At 50.7% G+C, this 24,332-nt stretch carries 14 protein-coding genes; 8 read left to right on the forward strand and 6 right to left on the reverse strand.

Going from position 1 to position 24,332, the window contains the following annotated elements; all coding sequences use genetic code 11:
• The first annotated feature begins 4 nt into the window (after window positions 1–4).
• The 3 genes from BMW93_RS04755 (at window position 5) to BMW93_RS04765 (ending at window position 3,566) form a co-directional block, all read left to right on the forward strand.
• Entirely contained in the window at window positions 5–1,750 is a 1,746-nt protein-coding gene (locus tag BMW93_RS04755; RefSeq protein ID WP_090374063.1) for an ATP-binding protein, read from the forward strand.
• A 176-nt stretch (window positions 1,751–1,926) separates the two neighbouring features.
• Window positions 1,927–2,874, forward strand: a complete 948-nt coding sequence (locus tag BMW93_RS35660) for a GNAT family N-acetyltransferase (protein ID WP_218147657.1) — start codon at window positions 1,927–1,929, stop codon at window positions 2,872–2,874.
• Window positions 2,875–3,185: 311 nt separating this feature from the next.
• A complete protein-coding gene (locus BMW93_RS04765) occupies window positions 3,186–3,566 on the forward strand; it encodes a nuclear transport factor 2 family protein (RefSeq protein ID WP_090374494.1) in 381 nt (126 codons plus the stop codon).
• A gap of 56 nt (window positions 3,567–3,622) precedes the next feature.
• Here BMW93_RS04765 and BMW93_RS04770 read toward each other — a convergent pair whose 3' ends face one another.
• A complete protein-coding gene (locus BMW93_RS04770; protein ID WP_177194006.1) occupies window positions 3,623–5,791 on the reverse strand; it encodes a T9SS type A sorting domain-containing protein in 2,169 nt (722 codons plus the stop codon).
• A gap of 221 nt (window positions 5,792–6,012) precedes the next feature.
• Window positions 6,013–8,379, reverse strand: coding sequence for an ABC transporter permease (locus tag BMW93_RS04775; RefSeq protein ID WP_090374065.1), 2,367 nt, complete (start codon window positions 8,377–8,379; stop codon window positions 6,013–6,015).
• A gap of 534 nt (window positions 8,380–8,913) precedes the next feature.
• Between BMW93_RS04775 and BMW93_RS04780 the strand changes: the two genes are divergently transcribed.
• The 3 genes from BMW93_RS04780 to BMW93_RS04790 all read left to right on the forward strand — a co-directional run bounded on the left by BMW93_RS04780 (window position 8,914) and on the right by BMW93_RS04790 (window position 10,905).
• Complete coding sequence (locus BMW93_RS04780) at window positions 8,914–9,291, forward strand: hypothetical protein (RefSeq protein ID WP_090374066.1); 378 nt, start codon at window positions 8,914–8,916, stop codon at window positions 9,289–9,291.
• A 619-nt stretch (window positions 9,292–9,910) separates the two neighbouring features.
• On the forward strand, window positions 9,911–10,177 hold the full coding sequence (locus tag BMW93_RS04785) for a hypothetical protein (protein WP_090374067.1): 267 nt from the start codon (window positions 9,911–9,913) through the stop codon (window positions 10,175–10,177).
• A 281-nt stretch (window positions 10,178–10,458) separates the two neighbouring features.
• Window positions 10,459–10,905, forward strand: a complete 447-nt coding sequence (locus tag BMW93_RS04790) for a hypothetical protein (RefSeq protein WP_090374068.1) — start codon at window positions 10,459–10,461, stop codon at window positions 10,903–10,905.
• Between the two features lie 138 nt (window positions 10,906–11,043).
• Here the strand turns inward: BMW93_RS04790 and BMW93_RS04795 are convergent, their stop codons facing one another.
• From BMW93_RS04795 to BMW93_RS04810, 4 genes are all read right to left on the reverse strand, one after another.
• Entirely contained in the window at window positions 11,044–11,988 is a 945-nt protein-coding gene (locus tag BMW93_RS04795; RefSeq protein WP_143061592.1) for a hypothetical protein, read from the reverse strand.
• Between the two features lie 16 nt (window positions 11,989–12,004).
• Entirely contained in the window at window positions 12,005–13,789 is a 1,785-nt protein-coding gene (locus tag BMW93_RS04800) for a hypothetical protein (RefSeq protein WP_090374070.1), read from the reverse strand.
• The gene (locus BMW93_RS04805; protein WP_090374071.1) at window positions 13,764–14,867 is read right to left on the reverse strand and encodes a cytochrome-c peroxidase; all 1,104 of its coding nucleotides are present in this window, start codon (window positions 14,865–14,867) and stop codon (window positions 13,764–13,766) included. The genes BMW93_RS04800 and BMW93_RS04805 overlap by 26 nt, the downstream gene beginning before the upstream one ends.
• 96 nt (window positions 14,868–14,963) lie before the next feature.
• Window positions 14,964–21,077, reverse strand: coding sequence for a DUF6923 family protein (locus tag BMW93_RS04810; RefSeq protein ID WP_090374072.1), 6,114 nt, complete (start codon window positions 21,075–21,077; stop codon window positions 14,964–14,966).
• 394 nt (window positions 21,078–21,471) lie between these two features.
• On the opposite strand from BMW93_RS04810, the gene BMW93_RS04815 reads away from it, so the two are divergent.
• Together BMW93_RS04815 and BMW93_RS04820 are read left to right on the forward strand one after the other, a co-directional pair.
• Entirely contained in the window at window positions 21,472–23,409 is a 1,938-nt protein-coding gene (locus tag BMW93_RS04815; RefSeq protein ID WP_090374073.1) for a response regulator, read from the forward strand.
• Between the two features lie 172 nt (window positions 23,410–23,581).
• Window positions 23,582–24,283 carry a uracil-DNA glycosylase family protein gene (locus tag BMW93_RS04820; RefSeq protein WP_090374074.1) on the forward strand — a complete coding sequence of 234 codons (702 nt, stop codon included), beginning with the start codon at window positions 23,582–23,584 and terminating at the stop codon, window positions 24,281–24,283.
• Window positions 24,284–24,332: the final 49 nt, after the last annotated feature.

Below are 24,332 nucleotides of genomic sequence, written 5' to 3' on the forward strand. Positions count from 1 at the left end.
GAAAATGAGTATTAAACCAAAATTAAGACTAGGCCTGGGGCTTCTGTTTGTGCTGATCGTGCTGCAATCGCTGGTGGCCTCGCGCAACGTGTACAAGCTCAAAGACGAGACGGCCAATATCCTTGCCGATAATTACAATACGCTGGAATATTCCCGGAACATGATGCTTGCCCTGGACCATATCGATGAACCCCGGGCAAAGGTTTCCTTCGAGACAAATCTTCAAAAACAATTCGGCAATATCACAGAACCCGGAGAGCAGCAGGCGACCGAGCGTGTGAAAAGGCATTTTAATCTGCTGCGCGCGGGCGCACATGCCGACACGCTGCCCGCTTTGTTACGCGAAGATATTTTGGGACTGATCAAGATCAATATGGAGGCGATAAGGGCCAAAAACGATGTTGCCAACGGGACTGTCAACTCGGCTATCCTCTGGATTGTGCTTACCGCGACGGCCTGCACGATCATTGCGCTGACCCTGTTTGTAAACCTGCCTGGAAATATCGCCAATCCCCTCATGGAACTCAGCGATAGCATCAAACAGATCGCGGCCAAGAACTATTCACGCAGGGTCCGTTTTGACCGTAAGGATGAATTCGGACAACTTGGCCAGGCCTTTAATGCTATGGCCGAAAAGCTCGAAGAGTATGACGATAGCAACCTGGCCCGGCTATTGATCGAAAAGAAAAGGACCGAAGCGCTGATTAACAATATGCACGAGCCGGTGATCGGGCTGGACCAGAAAGGTATCGTCCTGTTTGCCAACCAGGAAGCGATCAAGATCACAGGCCTTTCAATGAGCGAAATGATCGGGCGCTCGGTGCAGGAGCTTTCTGAAAGAAACGACCTTGTCAGGACGCTTGCCGGGCAGGGTAAAGCAGGGGAAGATGCGGTTTTGAAAGACGGCCATACCCTGAAAATATATGCAGACGAGAAGGAAAGCTATTTTGAGAAGGAGGTGATCGATATCAGCATCGTACCGACGGGAGAAAAAGAACGTGTTTGCATTGGCAAGGTTATCCTGCTGAAAAACGTCACACCATTCAAGGAGCTCGATTCGGCTAAGACCAACTTTATCGCGACTGTCTCCCATGAGCTTAAAACACCTATTTCTGCCATTAAGATCAGCCTCCAACTGCTGCAATCGCCGAGCATCGGAACAGTCAATGCCGAGCAGGCACAGCTGATCGAGTCCATTAAGGATGATAGCGAGCGGCTGCTGAAAATTACGGGCGAGCTTTTGAATATGTCCCAGGTGGAGACCGGTAACATCCAATTGAACATACAGACGGCAAAGCCGGAAACGATCTGTGAATATGCCTTGGAAGCCGTGCGGTTACAGGCAGAGCAAAAGGGCATCAGCCTGATCGCGCATATTCAGCCAGGTGTACCTGCTGTTCGAGCTGACCTGGAAAAAACTGCCTGGGTGTTGATCAACTTTTTGACCAATGCTATCCGCTATTCGACAGAAGGGGCAGAGATAGCTATCCTGATCGGTCTGGATGAGCATATGGTGAACTTTTCGGTACAGGACACCGGACAGGGTATTGATTTAAAATACCGGGAAAAGATTTTCAACCGGTATTTTCAGGTGCCAGGCAGCCAGAAATCCGGAACCGGACTTGGTCTTGCCATCAGCAAGGAATTTATCGAGGCACAGGGCGGGTCGATCGGCTTAGAAAGCGAGGTGGGTGCGGGGAGTACCTTCTTCTTCAAGCTGGCGGAGGCAGAAGTGACCGAAAATGCCTGAAACGAAGGCCGGCGGCAGGCCTTCTAAAATGAGATAATTTATCATTTTGATCTGGTCGGTAAAGTGGCTTTTTAATTGAAGGTGTCTGTATTTGATTGATATATTGCGTGTTATGATTTGGTGTGTTTTGGGGCCGTTGTTTTGTAGTATCAAGGTTGACATTTAACTACTAAACAATGGACTATTTAGGTAAAGGGCTGCCGTTGATGTTTGGAAGGGTTGCCCATTTTCGCTCAGAGAATCTTCATCAAACCATAGCCGGTGAAGTCCGCCCCTCCATCGAGCGCCTTTTTTGCGTTGCGAAATTGGCCGTCGATCAAAACGACCTGAAACTTTCGCAAAAATGTTTCGCGCTTGCGCAAGTGTTGCTTCACCACGGAAATCCAAAGATCAGGCTGTTTACGAAACTGAGTTTTATCAAGTCGTTCAGGCGATTTTTGCCAGAGAGTGACCAGAGCAGGCAGCGGTTGAGATCATTTGTACCTGCCGACTTTTATAATCTTTTCCTAAGCCCCCAAACCGGCAATACCTCGACTGAAGTGTCCGGTACCGAGCCGGAGAAAGCTGCGGAAGATCAAATCGTCTACCGGCTGGCCACGGAGGCTGACCTGGTTTATGCCGAGCAAATTTGTCAGGAAATGTATGACTCGGCTATTGCCCGGGGCTGCGGGATTTCAAAAAGGGAGCCTTCGCAACTGGCTCAGAAGATCAGGGAAGGAAAGGCGGTTATCGCCATTAATCAGGACAATGAATGGGTCGGGTTTTCCTATATTGAAGTATATGAGAACGGCCGGTACGTGTCCAACTCCGGTCTAATCGTCTCGCCGGCGTATCGAAAGCGCGGCGTGGCCTGGGAGATTAAACAACGGATCTTTGACCTTTCAAGAACTCTTTACCCGGACGCTAAAATTTTCAGCATTACGACTGGCAGCGCAGTCATGAAAATGAACTCTAAACTTGGGTTCGAACCTGTTTCTTACGCTGAGATAACACAGGACCCGAGGTTTTGGGAGGGTTGTAAAAGCTGTGTGAACCACGCTGCATTGCTCAGCAAGAATTGCAAGAACTGCTTTTGTACAGCGATGCTTTTCGAACCGAAGCAGAACAGCGGGGACCAGTCCTAGCGTACTGACTACATAGACAAAAGATGTTAAAACCCTGCAAGTGATTTATTTGCAGGGTTTTCTTTTTGTGCGTATGTAATCAAAAAGTGCAGATATTCTCAAAATTCTGGTCAGCAAATCAGATAAAATCTCAAGTTTTACCGACAACCATTTTTCATCAGCCGCTATACTTTTGTTTCGCGAAAAACGATGCCATGCCAAATGGATTCAAACGGTTTTGTTATGAGATGTGGAATCGTGGTACCGAATTCAAATTGCCACGATCCGGAATGGTACAGAAAGTTTCAAAGAAAAAAACTGAAAATCGAAATATGGAAAAAATAGAAATTACCAGCCAAGAAGTTATTGAGGCTGAAAACAAACTTTTTTCGGCTCAACTTGTGAGCGACGTGGACATGCTCGACCAACTGCTACACGATGATTTAATTGCAGTTGCGCCGACAGGACAAGTCCTGACCAAACAAATGGACTTGGATTCACATAAAGCAAAAACAATGATTATTGAAGACGCTTCAACCATCATTGATGAGATTAAAATAATTGGAGACACCGCACTTACCATCGTTACAATGACAGCAAAAGGAAAAATGATGGGAACACCATTAGAGGGGAAATTCAGATATTTCAGAGTTTGGAAACGCTTTCGCGACGGGTTGAAAGTCGTCGGTGCAAGTTTTATGCAATTATCATAAAGCCCCTCCAAAAGCCAGGCTTTTTGAAGGGGCTTTGCGTATAACGCGTTTTAAAACTATCGCACGACAAGTATTTTTTTCGTTTCCACTGAATCGTTCTTCTTCACTTGCAGCAAGTAGATGCCTGATGGCGCATTTCCGAGGTTGATGCGTTCTTCGTGCGAGCCTTTGCCCTTGATATGCTGTGTATGCCAGATTTTGCCTTGGACATCGGTGACCCGGATTGTGCCAGGTTCTCCGATTTTCAAATAGAATGTGGCCTTGAATTCTCCTGGTGCGGGGTTAGGGAAGATTTGTAGCGCCGGATCTTGATTTTGCGCTTCAATGCCCTCTGGCGCCGCCATTCGCATATTGGAAACGGCAGGATGTACACAAAGCCTGTCCTGACGGCAAGCCGCGCCGGGAAGTCCCTGGATACGAACGACATTGTTCCCCTTTAACAAAGTGATTTGAAATGTTTCTTCCCTCCAAACGATATTCCAGCTGTTGGTGGCAGGGAGTGACAGCGAAGGCACCGAAAAAACGTCGTTCACATTAACGTTTACCCGGGCATTCTGTGCCGCGTAATACCGCAGTGTCACAGGGTATGTGCCTGAGACCGGAACATCGTTGATCGCATAATCGACGTAATAATCGTAGTTGTTTTCTGCTCCCCTGGTTTGGCCGTTCGACGCATTAGGGTCGTCGGAACCCGGGCCGTTACTGGCGGAGTGCTCCGCTTCCACACAGGCGCTGAATGGTTCGCCGGCGTCGCAGCCGGTGGTGGTAAATTCAACTGTGGCGGTCTTGGGCACACACAAACTTTTGGTGGCAGTGACGGTATAGACGAATGTGCCATTCATTCCCGGAGGGGGCAGACGCACAATTTCTCCTTCCACATCGATACCGTGGCCGCGCCAGCGATAAGTAACCGATTCGCAGTCAGGACCGGAGCAAAGCGGGTAAATCGCGACGGCGTCCTGACATGATTCCGATATCCTGACGGCTTTGGCTTCAACATTGAAGTCGCAGGACGGAGACGTACCGGGGTAGTCGCTGGGAACTACACAAATTTTATCCTGACGAACAGGGCTGTAACCCGGCAACCCTGCAACGCGGATTTTGTTGTCCCCCGCGGCCAGATGCACAGTCACGGTACGCTCTCCCCAGACGATATTCCAGGAATGCGTGGCTGGTAATCCGACAACGGGCACCAAGTCTGTTTCGTTGACAATAATGTCCACCGCTCCGTCTCCGGCCGCATAATAGCGTAACGTCAGTTCATAGAAGCCTGCTGTTTGTACGCCGTTCACAGCATATTCTACGTAATGGTCCCAGTTATCTTCCGCACCCCTGGTTTTTCCGTTCGACGCATTGGGGTCCCCGGTAACCGGCCCGTTGCCATTCGAGTTTTCCGCTTCCACGCAGGCAGTGAATGGCACGTTCGTGCAACCGCTAACCGTGATCGAAAATTCACGGACACTTTCCGCACAACCTGGCTTGGATGTGGTCATGGTATAGGTATGTGTGCCGTTGGTGGAAGGGGCGTAGAAGTTTATATAGTTTGCATTTGTACCGGAAATATCGACGCCCGGCCCGCTCCATTTGTAATTAAGGCCCAGGCAACCGGCACCGAAACAATCAGCGCTTACGCCCACTCCCTGCCCGCAAGAAGGGTGATTGTTGCTGACGATCGTCCCTATCGAGTAATTGCACGTTACCGGCTCGCCGACTTTGGTCAGGCAGATTTTATCCTGCCGGACGTTATAACCATACTGCTCCTGGATGCGGATTTTGTTATGCCCTTCATTGAGCGTCAGCTCAATCGTATGCTCTGCCCAGGCAATATTCCAGGAATGTGAAGCCGGCAGATTAACCGCGAAGGTGGAGCCGTCATTAACCGCGACATTCACTGTTGCATCAGATTCGGCATAATAACGGATCGTAAGCTGATATTTTCCGGCAGGGACATCATTCGGCGTATAATCAACGTAATAATCCCAGTTGTCACGCTCCCCGCGCGTTTTGCTGTTTGAGGCGTTGGGGTCTTCACTTACCGGCCCTGTGCCGTCGGCATCTTCTGCCTCCAAGCACAGCTTGAAGGCGCCGGCATCATCCCCGGAATTGTGGTGACCGACTGCGGTGGAAGCTTTAATAACTTTACCTGGATAACCGCTTTTAAGAACGGTAGCATAGGAAACAAGCGCTGAAAACAAAAGGCAAATTGCAAGCGTAAAAGTTTTCATAGCAAGCTGGGAAAATGTGAATGGATATGACATTCCAGTAATCTCCGGAAAAGACAAATAAAACTTTAAATGTCTCTATTGTACAGACAATGCCGTCTTTGAAAACGTTGCGAATTAGGGGATAAAGATTCTGAATATCAGGCATTTTTATATAAGGCATCATCACGCCGTAGCATGCCGGCAATGGATCGTATATCCATTACCGGCTGTCGAAGAAGGTTCTATTCGGCCTTTAACCTCTCGACCGGGTTCGCGATGGCTGCATTGATGGCTTGTGTACTGATTGTAGCGAGGGCGACGGCGACAGCGGCCGTTCCGGCGATCGCGAAGACCGGCCAGCCAATTTCAATGCGGTAGTCGTACTTTTCAAGCCATCTGCTCATGGCCCACCAGGCCAGCGGCGAGGCGATGAGGCACGCGATCGTTACCAGCCATATAAATTCCCGTGAGAGCATGAGCCATAAATTGAGAACGGAGGCCCCCAGCACTTTGCGGATACTTATTTCCTTGGATCTGCGTTCGGCCATAAACATCGTTAATCCGAACAATCCCAGGCAGGAGATCAGGATGGCAAGTCCGGCGAAAATACCGGTCAGTGTAGCCACCTGATTTTCTGTTGCAAACTTGGTGTCAAATTCTTCATTGACAAAACTGTATTCGAAAGGAGATGCCGGATCGTATTTTTCAATGATTCGCCGGACGGTTGCGAGCGTCTTTTTCAAATCATCGCCTTGTTTCAACCGTACCAGCACCACCTGATGATAATCCGGCGAAAACTGGATGATTGCGGGCGGAACGGGCTTGAACGGATCGCGCATGACAACATCCTGAATGACGCCGACAATGTTTAGCACGCGGTCGCCGTCTCTGATGGTCTTACCGATCGGGTCTTTGAAACCCATCAGTTTGAGGGCTGTTTCGTTGAGGATCACAGCATTTGAATCAGTTCCGAATTCACGCGAAAACGGCCTTCCGGTTATAAACTTCAGCGAAGCCGCTTTTTCATAATCCCATTCGGTCAAAATAAGGTCCAGCAAAGGAGATTCGTTGGGATTTTTCCCTTCCCAGGTGAAACCGTTCCAGTCGTTTTGCACCCTGGTCATGGGGCTCGACACCTTCGCCACGGCCTGTATGTGTCCTGAATTCAAAAGTTGCTGTTTCACTGCGTTGTAATGGGTCAGAAGGCCATTAGTGGCAGTCAAAGTGATCAAATTGTTCGTGTCATAGCCTACGGAACGGTTTTTGGCATGATTTATCTGCTGAAAAACAATGACCGTACCAATGATCAACCCGATAGAGATGACAAACTGGAACACGACGAGAACCTTTCGGAAACTCACGGCACCGGCCGCCTGTTGCCCGGGGCCCTTTAATACCTTGACAGGCAGAAAAGAGGACAAATACAGCGCCGGGTAACTTCCCGAAACGATTCCGGTGACAACACACACCATAAACACTGCCGCCAATAACTGTACGTTGCTGAAATCGAAACGGATGTTTTCGAGACCGATGTTCTTCAAATACGGGAGTAATGTCCAGATTAAACCGAGCGCCAGGAGGAATGCCAGAAACGTGGTGAACAACGATTCCGTTAAAAACTGAACGATCAATTGCTTCCGCAACGAGCCGATAGCTTTTCTGACACCGACTTCTTTGGCCCTTTTTTCCGATCTGGCTGTACTCAGGTTCATGAAATTGATGCAGGCGATCAGCAAAATGAAACCACCGATGATGCCAAAAAGCCGCACGTAAGCAATCCGCCCGCCCGCACTTGTCCAATTCTTAAAATCATCAAACAAACGCCACTTCGCCATCGGGTGAAGGAACAGGAACTGAGGCTTGATTTTCGTCTCTTTATTGGCTAGCAACGGGCTTATTTCCTTCGAAAAAGCATCCATCGAAACGCCTTCTTTGAGTTCGACCATGGTCTGAAGAAAACTATTGCCCCAGTTCGTCCGATTGTCCCGAACGTACGGGTTGTTCCGCACCAAAAACTCGAAAGGAATGAGGTATTCGAAGGAGAACGACGAGTTTTTGGGAACATCCTTTGCGACAGCCGTGACCTGGGCATTGTATGCATTATCGACCTTGACGATCTTTCCGATCGGGTCGGCCGCGCCGAAAAGCGCCTTCGCGAGCGATTCTGTCAGGACGATCGAGTTAGGATCATTCAGCGCAGTTTCCGGATTCCCTTTCACCAGCGGAAAGCTTAGCATGGTCAGAAAATCGGGATCTACGTAATTCCCTTTTTTATTGAATTTGTTGGTCCCTGCGACCAGGCCCGACTCCGTACTGATCGACCTTGTTATGCTTTTTATCTGAGGATAGTTTGCCTTCAACTCGTCGTAGAGCGGCAGCATGACGCCGCTCGCGGTGACTTTCTCGTGATTGATCATCTGATGCCGCTGCACCATGGCCAGCCGGTTGAGATTTTTGTGAAACGTATCATAGCTCGTTTCATATTGAATCCACATGCCGATCAGAATCGCGAAAGCTATCCCGAGGGAAAGGCCGGATATGTTGACAAACGACAGCGTCTTGTTCTGAGTCAGATTACGCCAGGTGATCTTTAAGTAGTTTTGGAGCATAACGGCAGCGGTTGGAACCTGTCAGTTTTTGAGTAAAGTACTATGCCAAACCTCAAACCAGCGTTCTGCGCCTCCTGGGGCTGTTTCAGGTAGACTTACCGTCCGTTTTCGGACAGGGTTGTTCGGCAGAAGGTTCAGAAAGCCCCCTTCACAAAATCCCTTTCCGCACATTCAAAAGCCGCCACTGCCGCATCATACCGCGATCCCCTGGTGTTAGTTTAACTCCGAACTAAATATATATCGACGTCTTTATTGGCATTTTTCGAATGTAGCCTCCTTCTTAAAATAGGTGCTGTATGGGTCATGAGGACGAAACCTGCGACTGAGGTAGATTTACCAGTAAGCAGGCACACCTCGATTTGAAGTAATTTGCCGGTTTTTGCGATGTTAAATACAATTAATTAAAAAGAAAATTGAAATAGTTGTTTTGGTCTCGAATAAGCAAGTACTTTGTAACTGAAAATATTTTTTGAAATTATTTAACATTTATCTAATTGAACTGCTTATAAGTGGAAAAAACTAAAAATAAAATACATGGATGAACTAAATAAGATTGATTATTTTATTAGCCAAAGTTTAGTGAATTTGTTATTTAATATGGTTCCTGAATGTCGATGTGTTTTTAAATTTGAAAATAACTTTCCCGGTGAAGTGTATTTATTTATGAATGAATTTGCTTCATTTTTAAGCGGTGAAATAGAGAAAAGTCCTACTAGCGACATTGTAAATAATTCATTTGCTTTTATAAATAAAATCGGGGAAAGCAGTAACTTGGAGGTTATAAATATATTAAAAATTGGAGTTCTTGAAATATTATACACAAGTAAAAATATAGACAGAAAACTGGTGTCTGATGCTCTAAGTGAAAAACTCCAAAAATATTTTCTCGATTTTTCGAGAAGTTATTATTGACAAAAGCTTTGTTACATAGTTATTTGGGGCCTATTGATTGCCTTCGGCGCAACTACCAATGATTACTCATTCGAATATTATCTTAAAGACCACCTTGGCAATACCCGGCAAGTAATAAAGAGGCCGGGAGCTGGGTTTACAATGGAGGCGGGCAATGGAGACTAATTGGGTTGCGCCACCAACAGGTCCCAATGGTCAGACATTGGCATCCGGCGCAGTCTCTCCTGTACAAATTGAATTTGCGATCCTGGCTCCTGCTTCACTACCCCTTTAAAACCGGCTAAGGTTTTAAATTTTCGCTTGGAGGCATTAAATCCTACCGGTGAATTTGGCGTAGCGAAGAGCGGTCGGAACTTGCTGCAAAGTGCTGGTGAAAACTCTTTAAAAGTACTTGGCGAACGGTCACTTGCAAATACTTTAGGAGCGGATTTCCGGTGCTTCAAACGGTTGTGTCAATGGAAATGGATTTAACTCCGTTGCGTATGACGCTGCACATGGATCTACATTACAAGAATATGGGTTGTATGTTAGGGGGTATGAAAATTTATTATATCATCCGGATGCAATTGAGGCAGCAATAGCGGCAGATGGTTAATTTTACTGAAAGTCAGATTAATAGATGGATATAGAAAGGATTTTGCCGCTAGTGCTGTCAAAAAAGAATAGGGTGAGTTATCGCACTCTAAGATTTTGGATGGATCAAAATTATTGGGATTATATGATTGAGGATCAGGGCGAACGATTTAGGCAGACGATAGAAAAACTTGTGGATGAGCAATATTTAGGTTATACTGAATTTGTCGAGCCAGATGCCCAAAACTGGTGGGGCTATTATGTTACCGATTTGGGAATAGCATATCTTAGAGACCATAATCTACATGAGTAAGTAGAAACAGTCCGTTGGAACGAGAATGCGAGCGATACAAGCCCCTTGTGGGATACGAAGCGATATGTGTCTATCTAAGCGCCGACTCCACCCGTAAAGTGCTCAAACAGCTCGTAAATGCGGTTCGTTTGTAAAAATGTGTAAAAAGCGAGAAAACAAGAAGCCCTAAAAGTGTGTCCTAATGGATGGATTTGAGGGCTTTTCATATGTAGGAAGGGGTAATTATCGCCTATTGCCAGGTGCTACTGGAAGAAAGGATTAAATATTTAGGATATTAGACCATGAATTTATTAAATAGAAAAATGTTTTATTTGGTTAATCAAATGCTAACGATAAGCAATTCTATTGATGATCGTTTGGTAGAACTGATTTCTGGTGGTTTTGTGGTGGTCGATGATTGTTATATCCTAAAAAGTTTGTATGAAAATAATAGGCATATTAAGTTACGAGAATTTGAGGATAAAACCGGATTTGAATGCTTTGTGAATTCTTTTCATGTCGATGACTATATTGAAGATGATTTTTTGATTCAATCGTTGCTTTTTACGGGCCTGTTGTTTCAAGAATGGAAGGGGCTGTCGACTAACGCTATTTTAGAAGTAATAGTTAGCGAAACAGATTTTGGAATGAATGTTAAGTTTCATGCGATGAGGAATGGTGAAGTATGGGCAAATGATTCCGATTTAGATGAATTTGAAGAAGCTTTGTTAGTTGTTAGAGACCTGTGATTTAAGAAAGTAAGTGGGTGAGGCGTGACGTATTAAAAATAGACAAATAGTAATTTAGCAACTTAGTCCAATTAGAAAATAGCTTTTACGCAGTGTTGAGGTAGCTCTGATCAGGCGCAGGGTGGGAGCAAAGCCCCCTCACAAAACTCCCTTCCTGATATTCAAAAGCCTCCACTGCCGCACCGCAGCATCATATCCAAACGTGTAAATATTCTCCTTTTTATCAGCTGAGTTGGCCAGGTTGAAGTTGAAGCTGATGCCGCTGACGAGCATATTGCCGCGGGTGTCGAACCGGATCTTGCGGGGTTTGTCGTCGCCGCGGTCGCCCAGTGTTTCGAGCGTGAGGGTTTTGACCGGTTCGCCCTCGAATCCTCCGTCGGGGGAGAGGGTGAGGCTGTATATTTCGCTGGATCGGGCGCGTCCTACGAACAATGCCTTCTGGCCGTCGAGGTAGCATAATCCGATTCCCATCGCGTCGATGCCTGCCAGTGTGGCGATGACTTCGGGGCCGCTGCCGATTGAAATGGCGTAAATGCTTCCCGCTTCCTCACGCACGTCGCTGCCTGCGACGGAAGTCGCGTAAAGGATGTCGGTTTCGCAATCGTAAGCCAGGCCCATCAGTCCGTAAGGATTACCCGAATGGGGCTGTTTTTCGGACGAGAGCGTGATGTAGGCGGACATTTCTCCCGTTTGACTATCCACTTTATAAATGGTATTCTGCTTTCCGGGGTCGTTTTTCAGGGTATTGATAAAAGGCCTGGGAATCACGTAGCTGTTGCCCAGCCGATCCGTGACGACCGCTCCGAGATGCCCGGCTGCATCCCATCCGGGCAGGCGGAACGACTTGTAAGGTACTCCGGGTGAGGGGAATTGTACCAGCGAAAGCCCGGTCGTCCCTTTTTCGGCCACGCTGAAACCAAATGGTTTACCGGGCAGGAATCCCGCACGCGGGAGGTATCCGGGCGCGCCTTTGCATTCGGCGATCACGGTAATGCCCGTTTCATTGATCGTCGTCTCGTTTTTCCGGCATCCGGCGTTTCCCAACAGCGTTGCAGCTGCGATCACAATTATAAATCGTCTCATGTTATGCAGCATAGGATCATTCGGGGATAAACATCGGGCCTGCGATGCACGGATAGGCTTCGGTTTGATAAACACCGTCGACCAGCCGGGCTTTGGCCCAGCAATACTCGTTTCCTTTGGTGTCGTCATTCTTCATTTGAGGAACATACCATACGACCACACGCCGGTTGGCGAGCAGTTCGGGCTGAGGTTCGATGAACTTCTCCGGCCCCTGGCGGTAGTCGATATTGCAGCATGGCCCGATCGTCGGCAAGTCACTTGCTCCCTCGTCGGCTCCGGGTTTATCGACTGTAAAATAAATGTAGGCGTGATCTCCCCGGCCGCCGTCGCCGAACTGTCCGTTGCCGGGTACCAGGCGCATGGAAGCATTGTCGCTTCCGATCCGGAGCATTGCACCGTTGGTATAGCGGGTCTCCGGCCCCTGTAACCGCCAGCCTTCTTTGGAAACGGGCCGGAAGGCATTGCCGTCCCACTCGGAGATAGCATTGCTTTTGCCCGCTAGCGCGATCCGGAAGACAGGCCGGTAGGTACCGTCGTTCCCGCATCCGCGACCGATGTTTGCCGCGGCAACCCTGAACCGGCCATCGTTGTAAAATTCGTAGCGCTGGAAATACTCGTAGTTGCAGGGAGAAGGCCAGCCTTCACTACGGTAATACTGTTCGATGGCAAAGCCTGCCCGCTTGCCCTGTTCCGTCAGTTCGACGACTTTGGGCGCTTCCACCGCCACTACCGTCGCGGAGCTGAAATAGGGACAACCCACGGCGTCGCTGTAACCAAAGCCGTCGGTATTGCTGTAACTGACGTGCCAGTCGACCAGTTTGGCATTATCGAGTACCTTTCTGCCTTTGAAAGCGACGTCGGAAATCCGAAGGCCGTCGTTGCTGGTGATCATGTAATTCAAGGTCCAATCGTTGCGCTGGAGGCGGGTTTCGGTTTTACAAAAACAATTGGTAATGGCCTCGTTCTGTACCCTGCGTTCCGAAGCGAATGTGGTGGTGACGGTAGGGGTGTCGCCCAGATTCGTCCATCTCAAACCTGCGATCCGGAGGTCGGTGAGGTCGACAATCGTCCACAATGCCTTTTGGTCCTTGACGAATGTCGGGGCAACACAGAGGTGTTTGCTGCGTTCGCACCGGCTCTGGTTCAATGCCGTCTTGGTGTCGGCCATCAATGCATCTTTTTCCTCGGGTTTCACACCCAGGGCTTTCCGGACGCGGGCATTGGCGACGGCCAGTTTAATGGCCAGCTGTTTCAAATGGGCAGGTAATTCGGGTTGCATGGCTACATAATGTGCCGCCTGGAACACACGTGCCTGCCGGACGGATACCAGCGCGATCGTCGTAATATTTTTGGCGAAATTATACATCTCGACCCGGTAGCAGGGACCTTGCGAGAGAATGGATTTGTGCGCCGTGGTCAGGTCGCTTTCGCGGGCCGGGTAAATGCCGAACACTTCATTGCGATACGCCTTTCCCGTACTGTCCTTCACAAATTGAAGAAAAGTGCCGTCCTGCATACAGATCTTCTGCACCTGTTTTTCTTCCTCGCTCAAAACCCGTTGCAAAGGCAGAATGGGAACAGGTTCTTTCAATGTTTTCCGGATCAGGTTCTGATATTCAATTAATTCATTGATTACCGCATCGGCAGAATCGCCTTCTTCGATCAGCTGGGCCGACTGCGCGTATGCGTCCGCAGGTGCGGATGTGACCCGTTTTTTGGTGTCCGAGCAAGCAGAAAGCAATGCAATCAGGGCAGATAACCCTATGAATATGCCATTAAAACATACCTGAAATTTCCTCATGAGGTAATACTATGCGTTTGGGAGAATGTGTAATCGTATCGTTAAGACTCTGCAAAAAGTCGATCAGCGCCTGTTTGTCTTCGGAGTTCATGGAAATGGGTTTAATCCAAGGGCTTTTGAACGGATTCTTCCGCCCATCGCCAGCCCAGTCGCCATAGGTAATGTTTCTTCCGCCGTTCTGAAAGAGGGTTAACGCTTCATTCAGATCTGCCGCGCTGCCGTCATGGAAGTAGGGCGTCGTAAATCGCAGGTTTCTCAAAGTAGGTATTTTGAACCTGCCTTTATCGGTGTCGTTTCCTGTAACATCATACAAGCCCTGGTCATCGGAAGGATAATTGCCGTTTTGATGATTGTAAAGTCCGATATTGGCAAACTGCTCTTGCATGGGCATGGTCGAATCCGCCCCGAATGTCGGTGGCCTGTGGCAATGCGCACAGCCGTAGCTGTTAGAGAAAAACAGTTGCTCGCCACGCCTGGCGGAAGCGGAAATGGCGTCTTTGTGACCGGCCGCGTAACGATCGTATGGAGACGAAAAACTGTTCAACGTGAGCAGGTACGAAGCCAACAAGGATTTTACCGCATCCCAGGTGAGGCGCTTTCCGGCGGAATCGGGTAGCGATGCGCAATACCTGGCATACAGCGGGTCCCGTGAAAGTTTTGCCAGAAGCGCGGTGTCGCTTTGGGAGAGGCCCATTTCAATGGGTTTGTTACCAAATAGCGGCCCATTCATCTGGTCGGTCAGCGAAGTAATGCCGGGATTGGCCCAGTTCAAATAATTCTGGCGGGAAATGTTGAGCAGTGTTGGTGTATTCCGGGCGTGGAGATCGGCAAATACACCCGGAGATTTGCGGTAACCATCCGTAAAAGCCAGCTCGGGATTGTGACAGCTGGCGCAGCTTTTGGTATTGGTAATGGAAAGTCTTTTGTCAAAAAAAAGAGCTTCGCCGACCCGGTAGCGCAGGCTGTCGGGCTCACTTTTTCGGGTGTGTGTACGATCGGAAGGCCATCCGTAAAGGACCGCTGCCGATATTGAGAGGAACAGCAGCAAATACCAGCTCTTCCGTAAACTGAGGGGCATGTTAAATAAGTCTTCTGAATAAACCCGGGTAATAAAATAGTGTGTGCATAGTTTCTACTGTATGTCCCGGAGATTTGCTCCGGGACATTTTTCCGTTTACCTCATCACAATGATGCGTTGCGAATGCAGTTTTCCGTCAGTCTGCTCAATCACCACTACGTGCGTGCCGCTCACGAGTCCGCGAATGCTGATCGTCTGCTGCGGCTTGCTTCCCGAGTCGTAAACGAGCCTGCCCGCCGCGTCGAAAATTCTCACCGTTTTGACCGATGACCAGTTTGCGGAAGTTATTTTCAACATATCCGACACCGGATTCGGTGACAATGTAGCGTTGAACGCGCTTTCGAAACCGACGGACCGGATTACGCTGAACGCAAAATTGCCATCCTTGCCGCCCGTGGCGCGATCTACCATTTTCAACCGGTAAAGGTTCTGTCCGGGCTGTGGCTGCGCGTCCGTGTACGTGTAGTTGTGCAGCTGCGTGCTCTCACCGACACTGTTTATGCGTGCCAGCGACGTCCAGGCGTTGCCGTCGGAACTACGTTGTACTTCGAAATATTCGCTGTTGGATTCCTCGGAAGTAGCCCATGCGAGTTGTGTTACATTACCCTCTCTGGCGGCGGTGAACGATACCAATGTTACCGGCAGCGGATTCTCCCAGGTAAGGGTGTAAGTTGCCGGGGTAGGGTCCGGGAAGCCTGCGTTATCCACGTATGCGTAGGTGAACGAGGTACTCGTATAGCCGCTACCGGTCAGTTTGATTTCAAGATCTGCCAATACCAGGTTTGTAATGGTGAATGGGTTGGTCGGAGATACGGGGTTCTCGCCGTCGTCGCCGACGGTGATTTGCGTACCGCCATACCAGAGCTCGCCATTCGTCGGCAGAGAGGTAATCAGGATGGTCCGGGTGTGAAGCGGTCCACCGGTGGTATTGTCCTCGGGATCGCTGCCCGTAAGTGCAGGGGCGAGGCCGCCGTCCAATGGAATGAGCGCGTCGGTCGACGGCTGGCTGGCCAGCGGTGCCGATTTGTCGTCCGATTCCGGTACTTGCTGTATTCCAAAGTTTACATCCGACAGATCGGTCGTTGTTACGACAGCCTGCAAAATGCCATTGACGGTCCCGTCGCTTCCGGCGGTAAGCCCTACATTTTCACCAGTGTTGACCCAGTTGGCGGGCAAGCCGATAGACCCTGCCGGCGTAGAACCGCTGGCAGCCGGCGTGGTGCTGATCGTCACCAGGTACGTAGTCGAAGCTGTTACATTATTGAAAATGTAATTACCCGAAGCATCGACCGGCGTCGTGGCTATGAACGCGCCGGCTTCGGTAAACAGGTTCGCATGCAGCGGCGTTCCCGATGGCGACTGGACCGGCGTACCGTCCACGGTATTGGCCGGGGTAGGGTTGAGGCCGTTGACATCGTTGAATACCGTTCCGCTGAGCGACACCGTCGCTGCGACTGTGAATGGCAACGTAATGCTTCCGGGGGTAGCATCCTGCACGCCCGCCGCGTCGATCGCCGCGATCGGGATTACGACGCTGACAGCCCCGTCGACGGGGTCAATCCCGATCGTTACCGTCGGCTGGCCGGTTGCATCGGTCGGGATGCCTTGCGGATAGTCGTCGATGATGTCGGTTACGTTGGTGTAGGCATTTCCATCAATCGTAATGCTGGTAGCATTTGTCGGGAAGCTCGTGATAACGATGCCGGTTACGGCTCCCGGTGTGGGATCGCCTGTGTTTGGATTAGCACCCACATTGCTCGTCACGAATGCCTGTACGGGAACCGTCACGCTGGTTGTGCCGCCCGGATTGGACTGCGACGGTTGCAGGTTAACGGCTGTTTCAGGACCTTGCTCGATACCAAAATCGACCCCTGAGATATCGGAAGTGACCGTGGTGACGGCAATTACTCCCGGCGTGGCAGTTTCCGTTCCGGTACCTGCGCCGTTGTTAACTCCGAATCGCTCTCCGGTGTTTATCCAGGTATCGGGCAGGGAAGGAGCCGGTGCCGGGCTTCCCGGAGTTACACCGCCGGTGTTGCTGAGGACGATGGTGTAAGCGGTATTTTCCTGAGCGGCAGGGAAGTTGTAGCTGCCATCGGCGGCAATGTCTGCCGCGTCGACCACATTACCTGTGCCATCTACCAGGTATACGGTCAGCGAAGCCGACGAGGCGTCAGTCCCTGCTTCGGGACTGCCGTCGAGGGTTACATTGCCGTTTAGGTCGTTGAACACATTACCCGAAATCGAAATTCCGCCAATGGGTGCCAGCGCGCATCGTGCTGCATCGCCTGCTCCGCCGATCGCCACGGAAGTGCCGTCGTAAAGGATAGCGGCAAGACCGCCACCGGCGACATTCGCTATTTTGTACAAATCATCACTATTGGAGCTTTGAATGTACATGTTGCCTGTATTGTCGAAATATTGGGCGACGTAACTGTTTGCTCCGGCCAGCGGTGCAAGGCCACTCAAAGGGCCGAGATTGGTCACCGTACCCGTGTTCACGTCGATGCGGATCAGGTTCTGGTTGGCCGAAACCGAATACAGCTGGTTGTCCACAGGGTTGATCGCAAGATCCGGTACATCGGACAAAGTCCCTGCGCCCGGGCTCAACGACAATGAAAGCGTGGGCGTAACCAGTTTCAGGTAATTGGGCGATGCGGGATTAATGTCGACGCGGTACAATTGGGTACCATTCTGACCATTGAGCAGGTACATAATACCGTCCGGGCTCACGTCGCCTGCATGGAAGAAATTGTTCTCGGGGTCCTGCTGGGTGCCGGTAGGGCATTGATCCGGCAAGCCCTCGATGGCGAAAAGATCGGTTACGTTTCCGGCCCCGATGCGGACGAGCTGGTTTGTCCCGAAACGGAAGCCCCAGAGATAGTTATCGGTCGGGTTGTACCCCAGGTTATTGATGGTCGTGCGCGGGCCATTGAAGTCCTGCAAGAGCTGGGCACTGGTAGTTGTGGAGCCTGTGATGATATCATAGGTCGACAGTACAGTGTGCGCATTCATGCCGCCGCAGTTGGCGCCATTGTAACCTTCGTCACCCACTACCAGATAAGCCTGGTTAGGAGCGCAGCTCAACGGACTGTTTGTGGTTGCCAGCGATGAAGGGCAGCGGGCACCGTCGATATTGGTCAATGGCGTGGCCAGGTTGGGCGTCAATCTCGTCAATGATCCGGGTACGGGGTAAGTAGGTCCGGGAACTTCGTAAACGGAGCCGCTGCCCGCACTCACCAGGAACAGATCTCCGGTTGCGTCGATGAATGTAGCCGCGGACAGGGCTGTCCCATTCTGGCCGACATCGGTGGTTGTGGCCGTTCCCCCGGCAATTGGCCAGTTCACGAGCGTACCATTCCCGTTGGAAATAGCCAGGATGTTTTGTCCGTTGGGCGTAATCGAAATATCCTGGGCATTGGCCGCCGACACGCTGATGGTTGTAACGGCCAGCGTCGATACATTGACTTTATACATCGTAGTCGCCGATGCCGAATACAGGTAGAAAGTGCCATCCGGAGCAAAATCGCCTGCTTCATAGGAATCAGCCGGTAAAGTCGGAATGTCGATCACCTGCACTGCACCACTGGCATGGATTCGTACGATATCGTTTGTGCCGCTTACGGATGCGTACAGGAAGTTGTCGACCGGGTTGTAGCCAAGCGCCGTAAGGTCGCGGTTGCCCAGTGTCGCAGCGTCAAAAAGCAATGTCTGGGTGCCCGTACGGAGGTCCACAGTATACAGTTGCGAATCGTCGTCTCTAAGCAGGTAGGATGTGATGTCCTGACAGGTAAATGGCGTCGGCGTCACGCATGTGAGCGTGGTCGCGAGTATGTTACTCGTGTATGTGGGCGGGTCGTTGATCTGTATACCCGTATAGGCCCCCGCCGGTAGCCCGGTGATCTCGATAATCCCCGACGCGTTGCTCACGATGCTGACCGAAACCGGTGCGCCACCGTCCTTCACATATGTAACAGGGTAGGGGGTGTTGGGTAAAAGGCCCTCACCCGTAATCGTAATGATACCATTGGAAGTACCGCAGTCGGTTGGCTGGGTAATGACGCCCAGCGCCAGCACAATGTCCTGGGAAGGATAATCGACCCCACTGAAAACGTCGACATCGCCAATCCCCGTTTTTTCGACAAACAATCCGAGAAAGGGGGTATTGTCATCGATTACATAATGACTGAACGGACTATTGGTCGGGTAGTTGCCCTGCGAAAGCGGGCTGACCTGGATACCATATACCACGCCGGAGCCTTCGATATAGTCGCCGGTCAGAACGGCCGCATCGTAATATGCTTCGGGGTTTTCGGAGTTCCCGTAGCCGAAATCGGCACCACCGGTATTGTTGTAGCCACTGTAAGTATTCCCCACGTGGTACTCCTCGTTCATGCTCCATGCCGTGCCGTCGAAGCGGTATTCCCTTGCGATCGCATTATGTGACCCCTTGGTAAAGCGGCTTTCGGATGTGGTGAAGCGGAATGCGGAGTTACCTGTCGACATTTCACCCAGCAATGCAATAGTACCATCCGAAGTGAATTCAATGTCGGTGATCAGTGAACGCTGATCGAGTTGCAGGGCGGTAACCGGCAGGCGCACCTCCTGTTTGATCACATCTGCCGTGTTGATCGAGCCGTCCGCATTTAATCCGATGGAAACAATTTCATTATGGGTGAAATTGTAACTGGTTCCGGCTGTCGTATAGCCTACCGCGTCCGGACGGGAGAAGTAAAGGCGGTTATCCCTCGGATTCCAGGCCATACCTACCGCCAGGCGCCGCAGGTCTGTTACGGCCAGCGACGGGTCTGCAATGCCGGGTTGGTGGTCGAAGGGCGTGCCCAGGAATGTCCCCGTAGTCGCGTCGATCGCATAGATGTTTCCATTGTCGAGCGAGGAGGTGTAAACCACCTTTTTTGCATAATTATAACCCACATTACCGACCCCGGTGTACCGGTTGTTGATCGTAACGGTAGGGGCATAAGTGTAGTCCAGACCGGCCGCGTTGATGTTGTATTGGGTAAGTGATCCGCCCGCAAACGCGGTGGCTACGCCGCCGCCGATGCCATCCCCCATGATCGTGGCGCCAAGGAAAGGATAGTTTGCACCGCCGGAAGTCGGTACGATAATGCCGGTTTGTAAAGGATAACCCATCGTTACCGTGCCGGTGAAGCCTGTTCCGCCACCTACGGACGTTACGCTCACAGTAACGGGCCCCGGGCCATAGCCGGTACCCTGGTTGGTCAGCACAATGCCGGTAACAACGCCGGCCGTAACCGTTACATACCCGGCGGCTCCCGTTCCGCCCCCGCCTGTGAATACGAGCGGGTCGAACAGTGCATATCCGGAGCCCCCCGCATTAATCGCTACGGATTTGACACGACCGGCCGTCGTATTGAGCGGCACCGTCATCGCAGTGGCGCCGCGGCCTCCCGAGGTGTGGTAACCGGTGCTCGGAATCGCGTTGGTGATCGTGGAAACGAGCCCGGTATTGCCATCGATGCGGAATACGTCACCGCCCTCGGACCCCACCGCGGGGATCGTCCGGCCGGCATATTCCGCCGAGCCATTGATATAACCCACGAATGTTCCCGTGCTACCTACGAATACCTGAGGCGTGGCCGGTACGGAGTTGTCGATTTCGATCCCGAACACTTCGCCCATTTTGGCATTGGTCCAGTCGGGATGGCGGAATATGGTATTGGAAACATCGTTCCAGTTAGCTAATGCTGCCGGGGCACCATTGCCGGCCGGGTTACGGGCGTCGTAAACGCCGAGTACGAAGCCGTTCCTGTCGGAACCCTGTCCGGGGGCGCCGGCATTCGGGTTCGACAGGCGGCTCACCAGCGCCATTCCGCGTTGCAACGGAAATGCCCCCTGCGGCGCCATCGTCCGGTGCGGGTCGGGTGCGGTTGGATCGCCCGAGGGTTTTGCCTTCCCGGGCATCAGTTTTTTCAGGGGTTTAGAAATGGCGGCTTCCAGGCTGTTGATCACCGGACGCAGCAGGGCAGGACGGGTCACCGAAAAAGCGATGGTCGTGATGGTGAGTAATGACGCTACCGCCGCCCACCGGGCGGACCGCGCGTTGATACGTTGCGGTTTCCTGGTGATCGACCGAACGATCATGCGCATACGAGAGATGAACTTCGGGGGCGGACCCGACGGTTCCATTCCCCGCATGCTTCGCTTCCTTCCATAAAAAGTTTTCATGCTGGTTTCATTTAAAGTTGATACTAGTTAAGCGTGCGATTGTTTTCAGGGTATTGTTTTTCAGGACAATGCATAGGATGGAAGTGCTTGTCGCAGATGGTATCGAGCATGGAGTGCGCCCCGTTGAGTTTGAGGCCGGGTTCGGATAACAGGTTTGCCGGATGTTTTGGCCGTGTAGAATTAATGCCTGCTATCAGTGGCAAATATTTTGAATTTATTCATATCGAACAGTAGAAAATCGATTATAAAAAGGTAGAAAATTGATTTTAATTTCCTTCGGTTACATGAATTCGTTCTTAGAAAAGATAGAATTATTTACTTTTCGATCGACTTTTATTTGTAGTAGTAATTACACAAATTTTTCGAGTTATCATTTCCTAAAACCCGACCTATCATGAAGCACGTTAAGACCGTGTTTTGCATTGCCCTATTATTTTGTCACAGCGTATTTGCCCATTCTCTGCCCGTTCATCCCCTGGCGCCGCTCGGCCACCTGGCGGAACATGCGATTGCAGGTGCCGCTCACAGCACAACTTACCCGATCACGCACTTGCCTCCGGGTAGGTACGTGGTGTGCGTGAAAGCCGCCGGTAAGGACAGTACCCTGAACAGCGTTGCCAGGAAACTGCATATTACCGTGCTTGATCCGTGGTGGAATACGTGGCCGGCTTACGTTGGCTATGCAGCGCTGAGCAGCCTGCTGGTGTGGGTGACTACCCGCTTTTTCTGGCTTCGGGGAATTCTGAAAAAGGAAAATGAGCTGTACCAGATGAAAGTCGACTTTTTTACCAATATCTCGCACGAAATCCGGACGCACCTCACGCTGATAGGCATTCCGGTGCAGCGGCTGGAAGGGGCCGTCCACCCTAATGAAGACGCGGTGAAACTGCTTAAAACGGCCAGCAGGAATATCGATCAGATGATGCTGCTGGTGAATGAGTTACTGGATTTCAGAAAGATCGGGCGGAAAGAGGCGATGATCTACGTCCGGGAGGGCGATGTGATCGCATTTGTAAGAAATTGTGTCGCGTCGTTCGAGCAGCTGGCGGACGAGAAGCAAGTGGTGACTTCGTTCACTTCCAACGCGGAGACCTTATCGATATGGTACGACCCGGGGCAGCTTCAAAAAGTGTTTTATAACCTGCTGCTGAATGCTTATAAATTTTCGCCGGAGGGCGGTAACGTCGACGTTTCGTTAACCGAGCAGCCGGGGTGCGTGGTGGTGACCATTGCGGACAACGGCGTGGGGATTGCGCCCGAGCATCTGGAAAACCTGTTCGTTAATTTTTTCCAGGTTTACGAGCGCGACTCGCGCAACACGGGCTATGGGATCGGGCTCGCGTTGGCCAACCGGATCGTACAGCTGCACGGAGGCACGATCAATGTCAGGAGCTCGACGTCGGGCCCGCGCCGGGGCAGCGCGTTTTCGGTACTACTTTTTAAAGGTATCACCCATTTCAATGCCGCGCTAACTGTTTTCAATGATGGCTTGGATGACGTGCAACCGGTCAGCCAACCCATTGGGGAAGCCGGGGTGTCGAGGACATTGAATGCAGCGGCGAAGTATTCCGTGCTGCTGGTGGAAGACAACAGGGAATTGCTCGATTTTTGCAGCGAGGTGTTGAAATCCAATTTCATTGTGTTCGAGGCGTCGAACGGAGTTCAGGGCTGGGAAAAAGTACAGGAGCATATTCCCGACATTGTGATCAGTGACATTATGATGCCTGGCATCGACGGCATCCAGCTTTGCAGGAATATCAAGTCGGACGTTCGTACGAACCATATTCCGGTGATTTTGCTCACGGCCAAATGCATGGTCAACCATCATATCGAAGGTCTGTCGGCCGGGGCGGACGATTACATTCCCAAGCCATTCCACATTGAAATACTTGAACTTAAAATCAGGAACATGATCGCAACCAGGAAGGCCGATCAGCAGAAATATGCGCAGTCACTGGCGTCCGAACCCGACGAACCACAACCCCGGGAAGAGGACGACCCGTTTTTAAAAGATTTGCATGAGATCGTCTGGGAGCAGATCGGCGACCGCGAATTCACGATTAACGAACTCGTGTCGCGCATTGGAATGAGCAAGAGTGTGTTGTACAAAAAGCTACGGGCGCTAACGGGTATGACAGTCAATGATTTCGTCAAAATGGTCCGTCTGCAAAAGGCTTCGCAACTCCTGAAACAGCCAGGGATTACCGTCGGCGAAGTCGCGCAAATGGTCGGTTTCGAAGACCCGAAATACTTCTCCCGGGAGTTTAGAAAGCAGTTCGGAAAGCTGCCGAAAGATTGGTCCATGTCATTCACGAACGAGCATTCGGTATGAACTTCCCAATGATAGGGTTTAGGTCATTACCTTTCACGACCAGCCACGCCCTCAGGGCCGCGTTGGTAAACCCGGTGAAGAGCCTGCGGAGCGAATAGCGGATCGTTCATTCGCCGGCTTGTACTATCTTCGTTTCATAAAAAAAGTGAAACGCTAAGATAGTCCCGTATTAATGACCTTTGGGCAGAAAGTAATCCGATTTCATGAGCAGTTGGCCTATTCCGGTCCGTCCTTACCGGATGGCATCGGTGTTATCAATCCATTTATCGGGCCAACGACGGCGTTGGATAACCTCAAAGCATTCGCGGAAAAGTATCTCGACGATAACAACCGGCGCCACATCATTCTGGGCATCAACCCCAGCCGGTTCGGTGCCGGCGTAACAGGCGTTCCCTTTACCGACACCAAACGGCTCGTCAGCGAGTGCAAGATTCCCTACAACGGAAAGCCGACACATGAAATTTCTTCGGTGTTTATCTACGAGATGATCCATGCATTTGGCGGCGTTAGTAATTTTTACAGCAGATTTTATATCAACTCGCCATTCCCTTTGGCGATCACGAAGACCAATCCGGAAGGAAAAGAGGTCAACTATAATTACTACGACAGTGCAGCGCTCACGAAAGCTGTTTATCCATTTATAGTCAAGAGCATGCGGCAATTAATTGATCTTGGAATCGCTACGGACACCTGCTTTTGCCTCGGGACGGGAAAGAACGCCAGGTTTCTGGAGCAGCTCAATAGGGACCATGGTTTTTTCGGTGAGATAATCCCCCTGGAACACCCGAGGTTCATCATGCAATACAAAAGCTCCGCAAAGGATCTGTACATCGAGAAATATATAAAGGCCTTTGGCGCCACCGATCCCGAATAAATAAACCATAATATGATCCCAATCCGGCGGACATAGCAATTATTTGCTA

Origin of the sequence: Dyadobacter sp. SG02 (assembly GCF_900109045.1) — a bacterium.
Taxonomy (GTDB): domain Bacteria; phylum Bacteroidota; class Bacteroidia; order Cytophagales; family Spirosomataceae; genus Dyadobacter.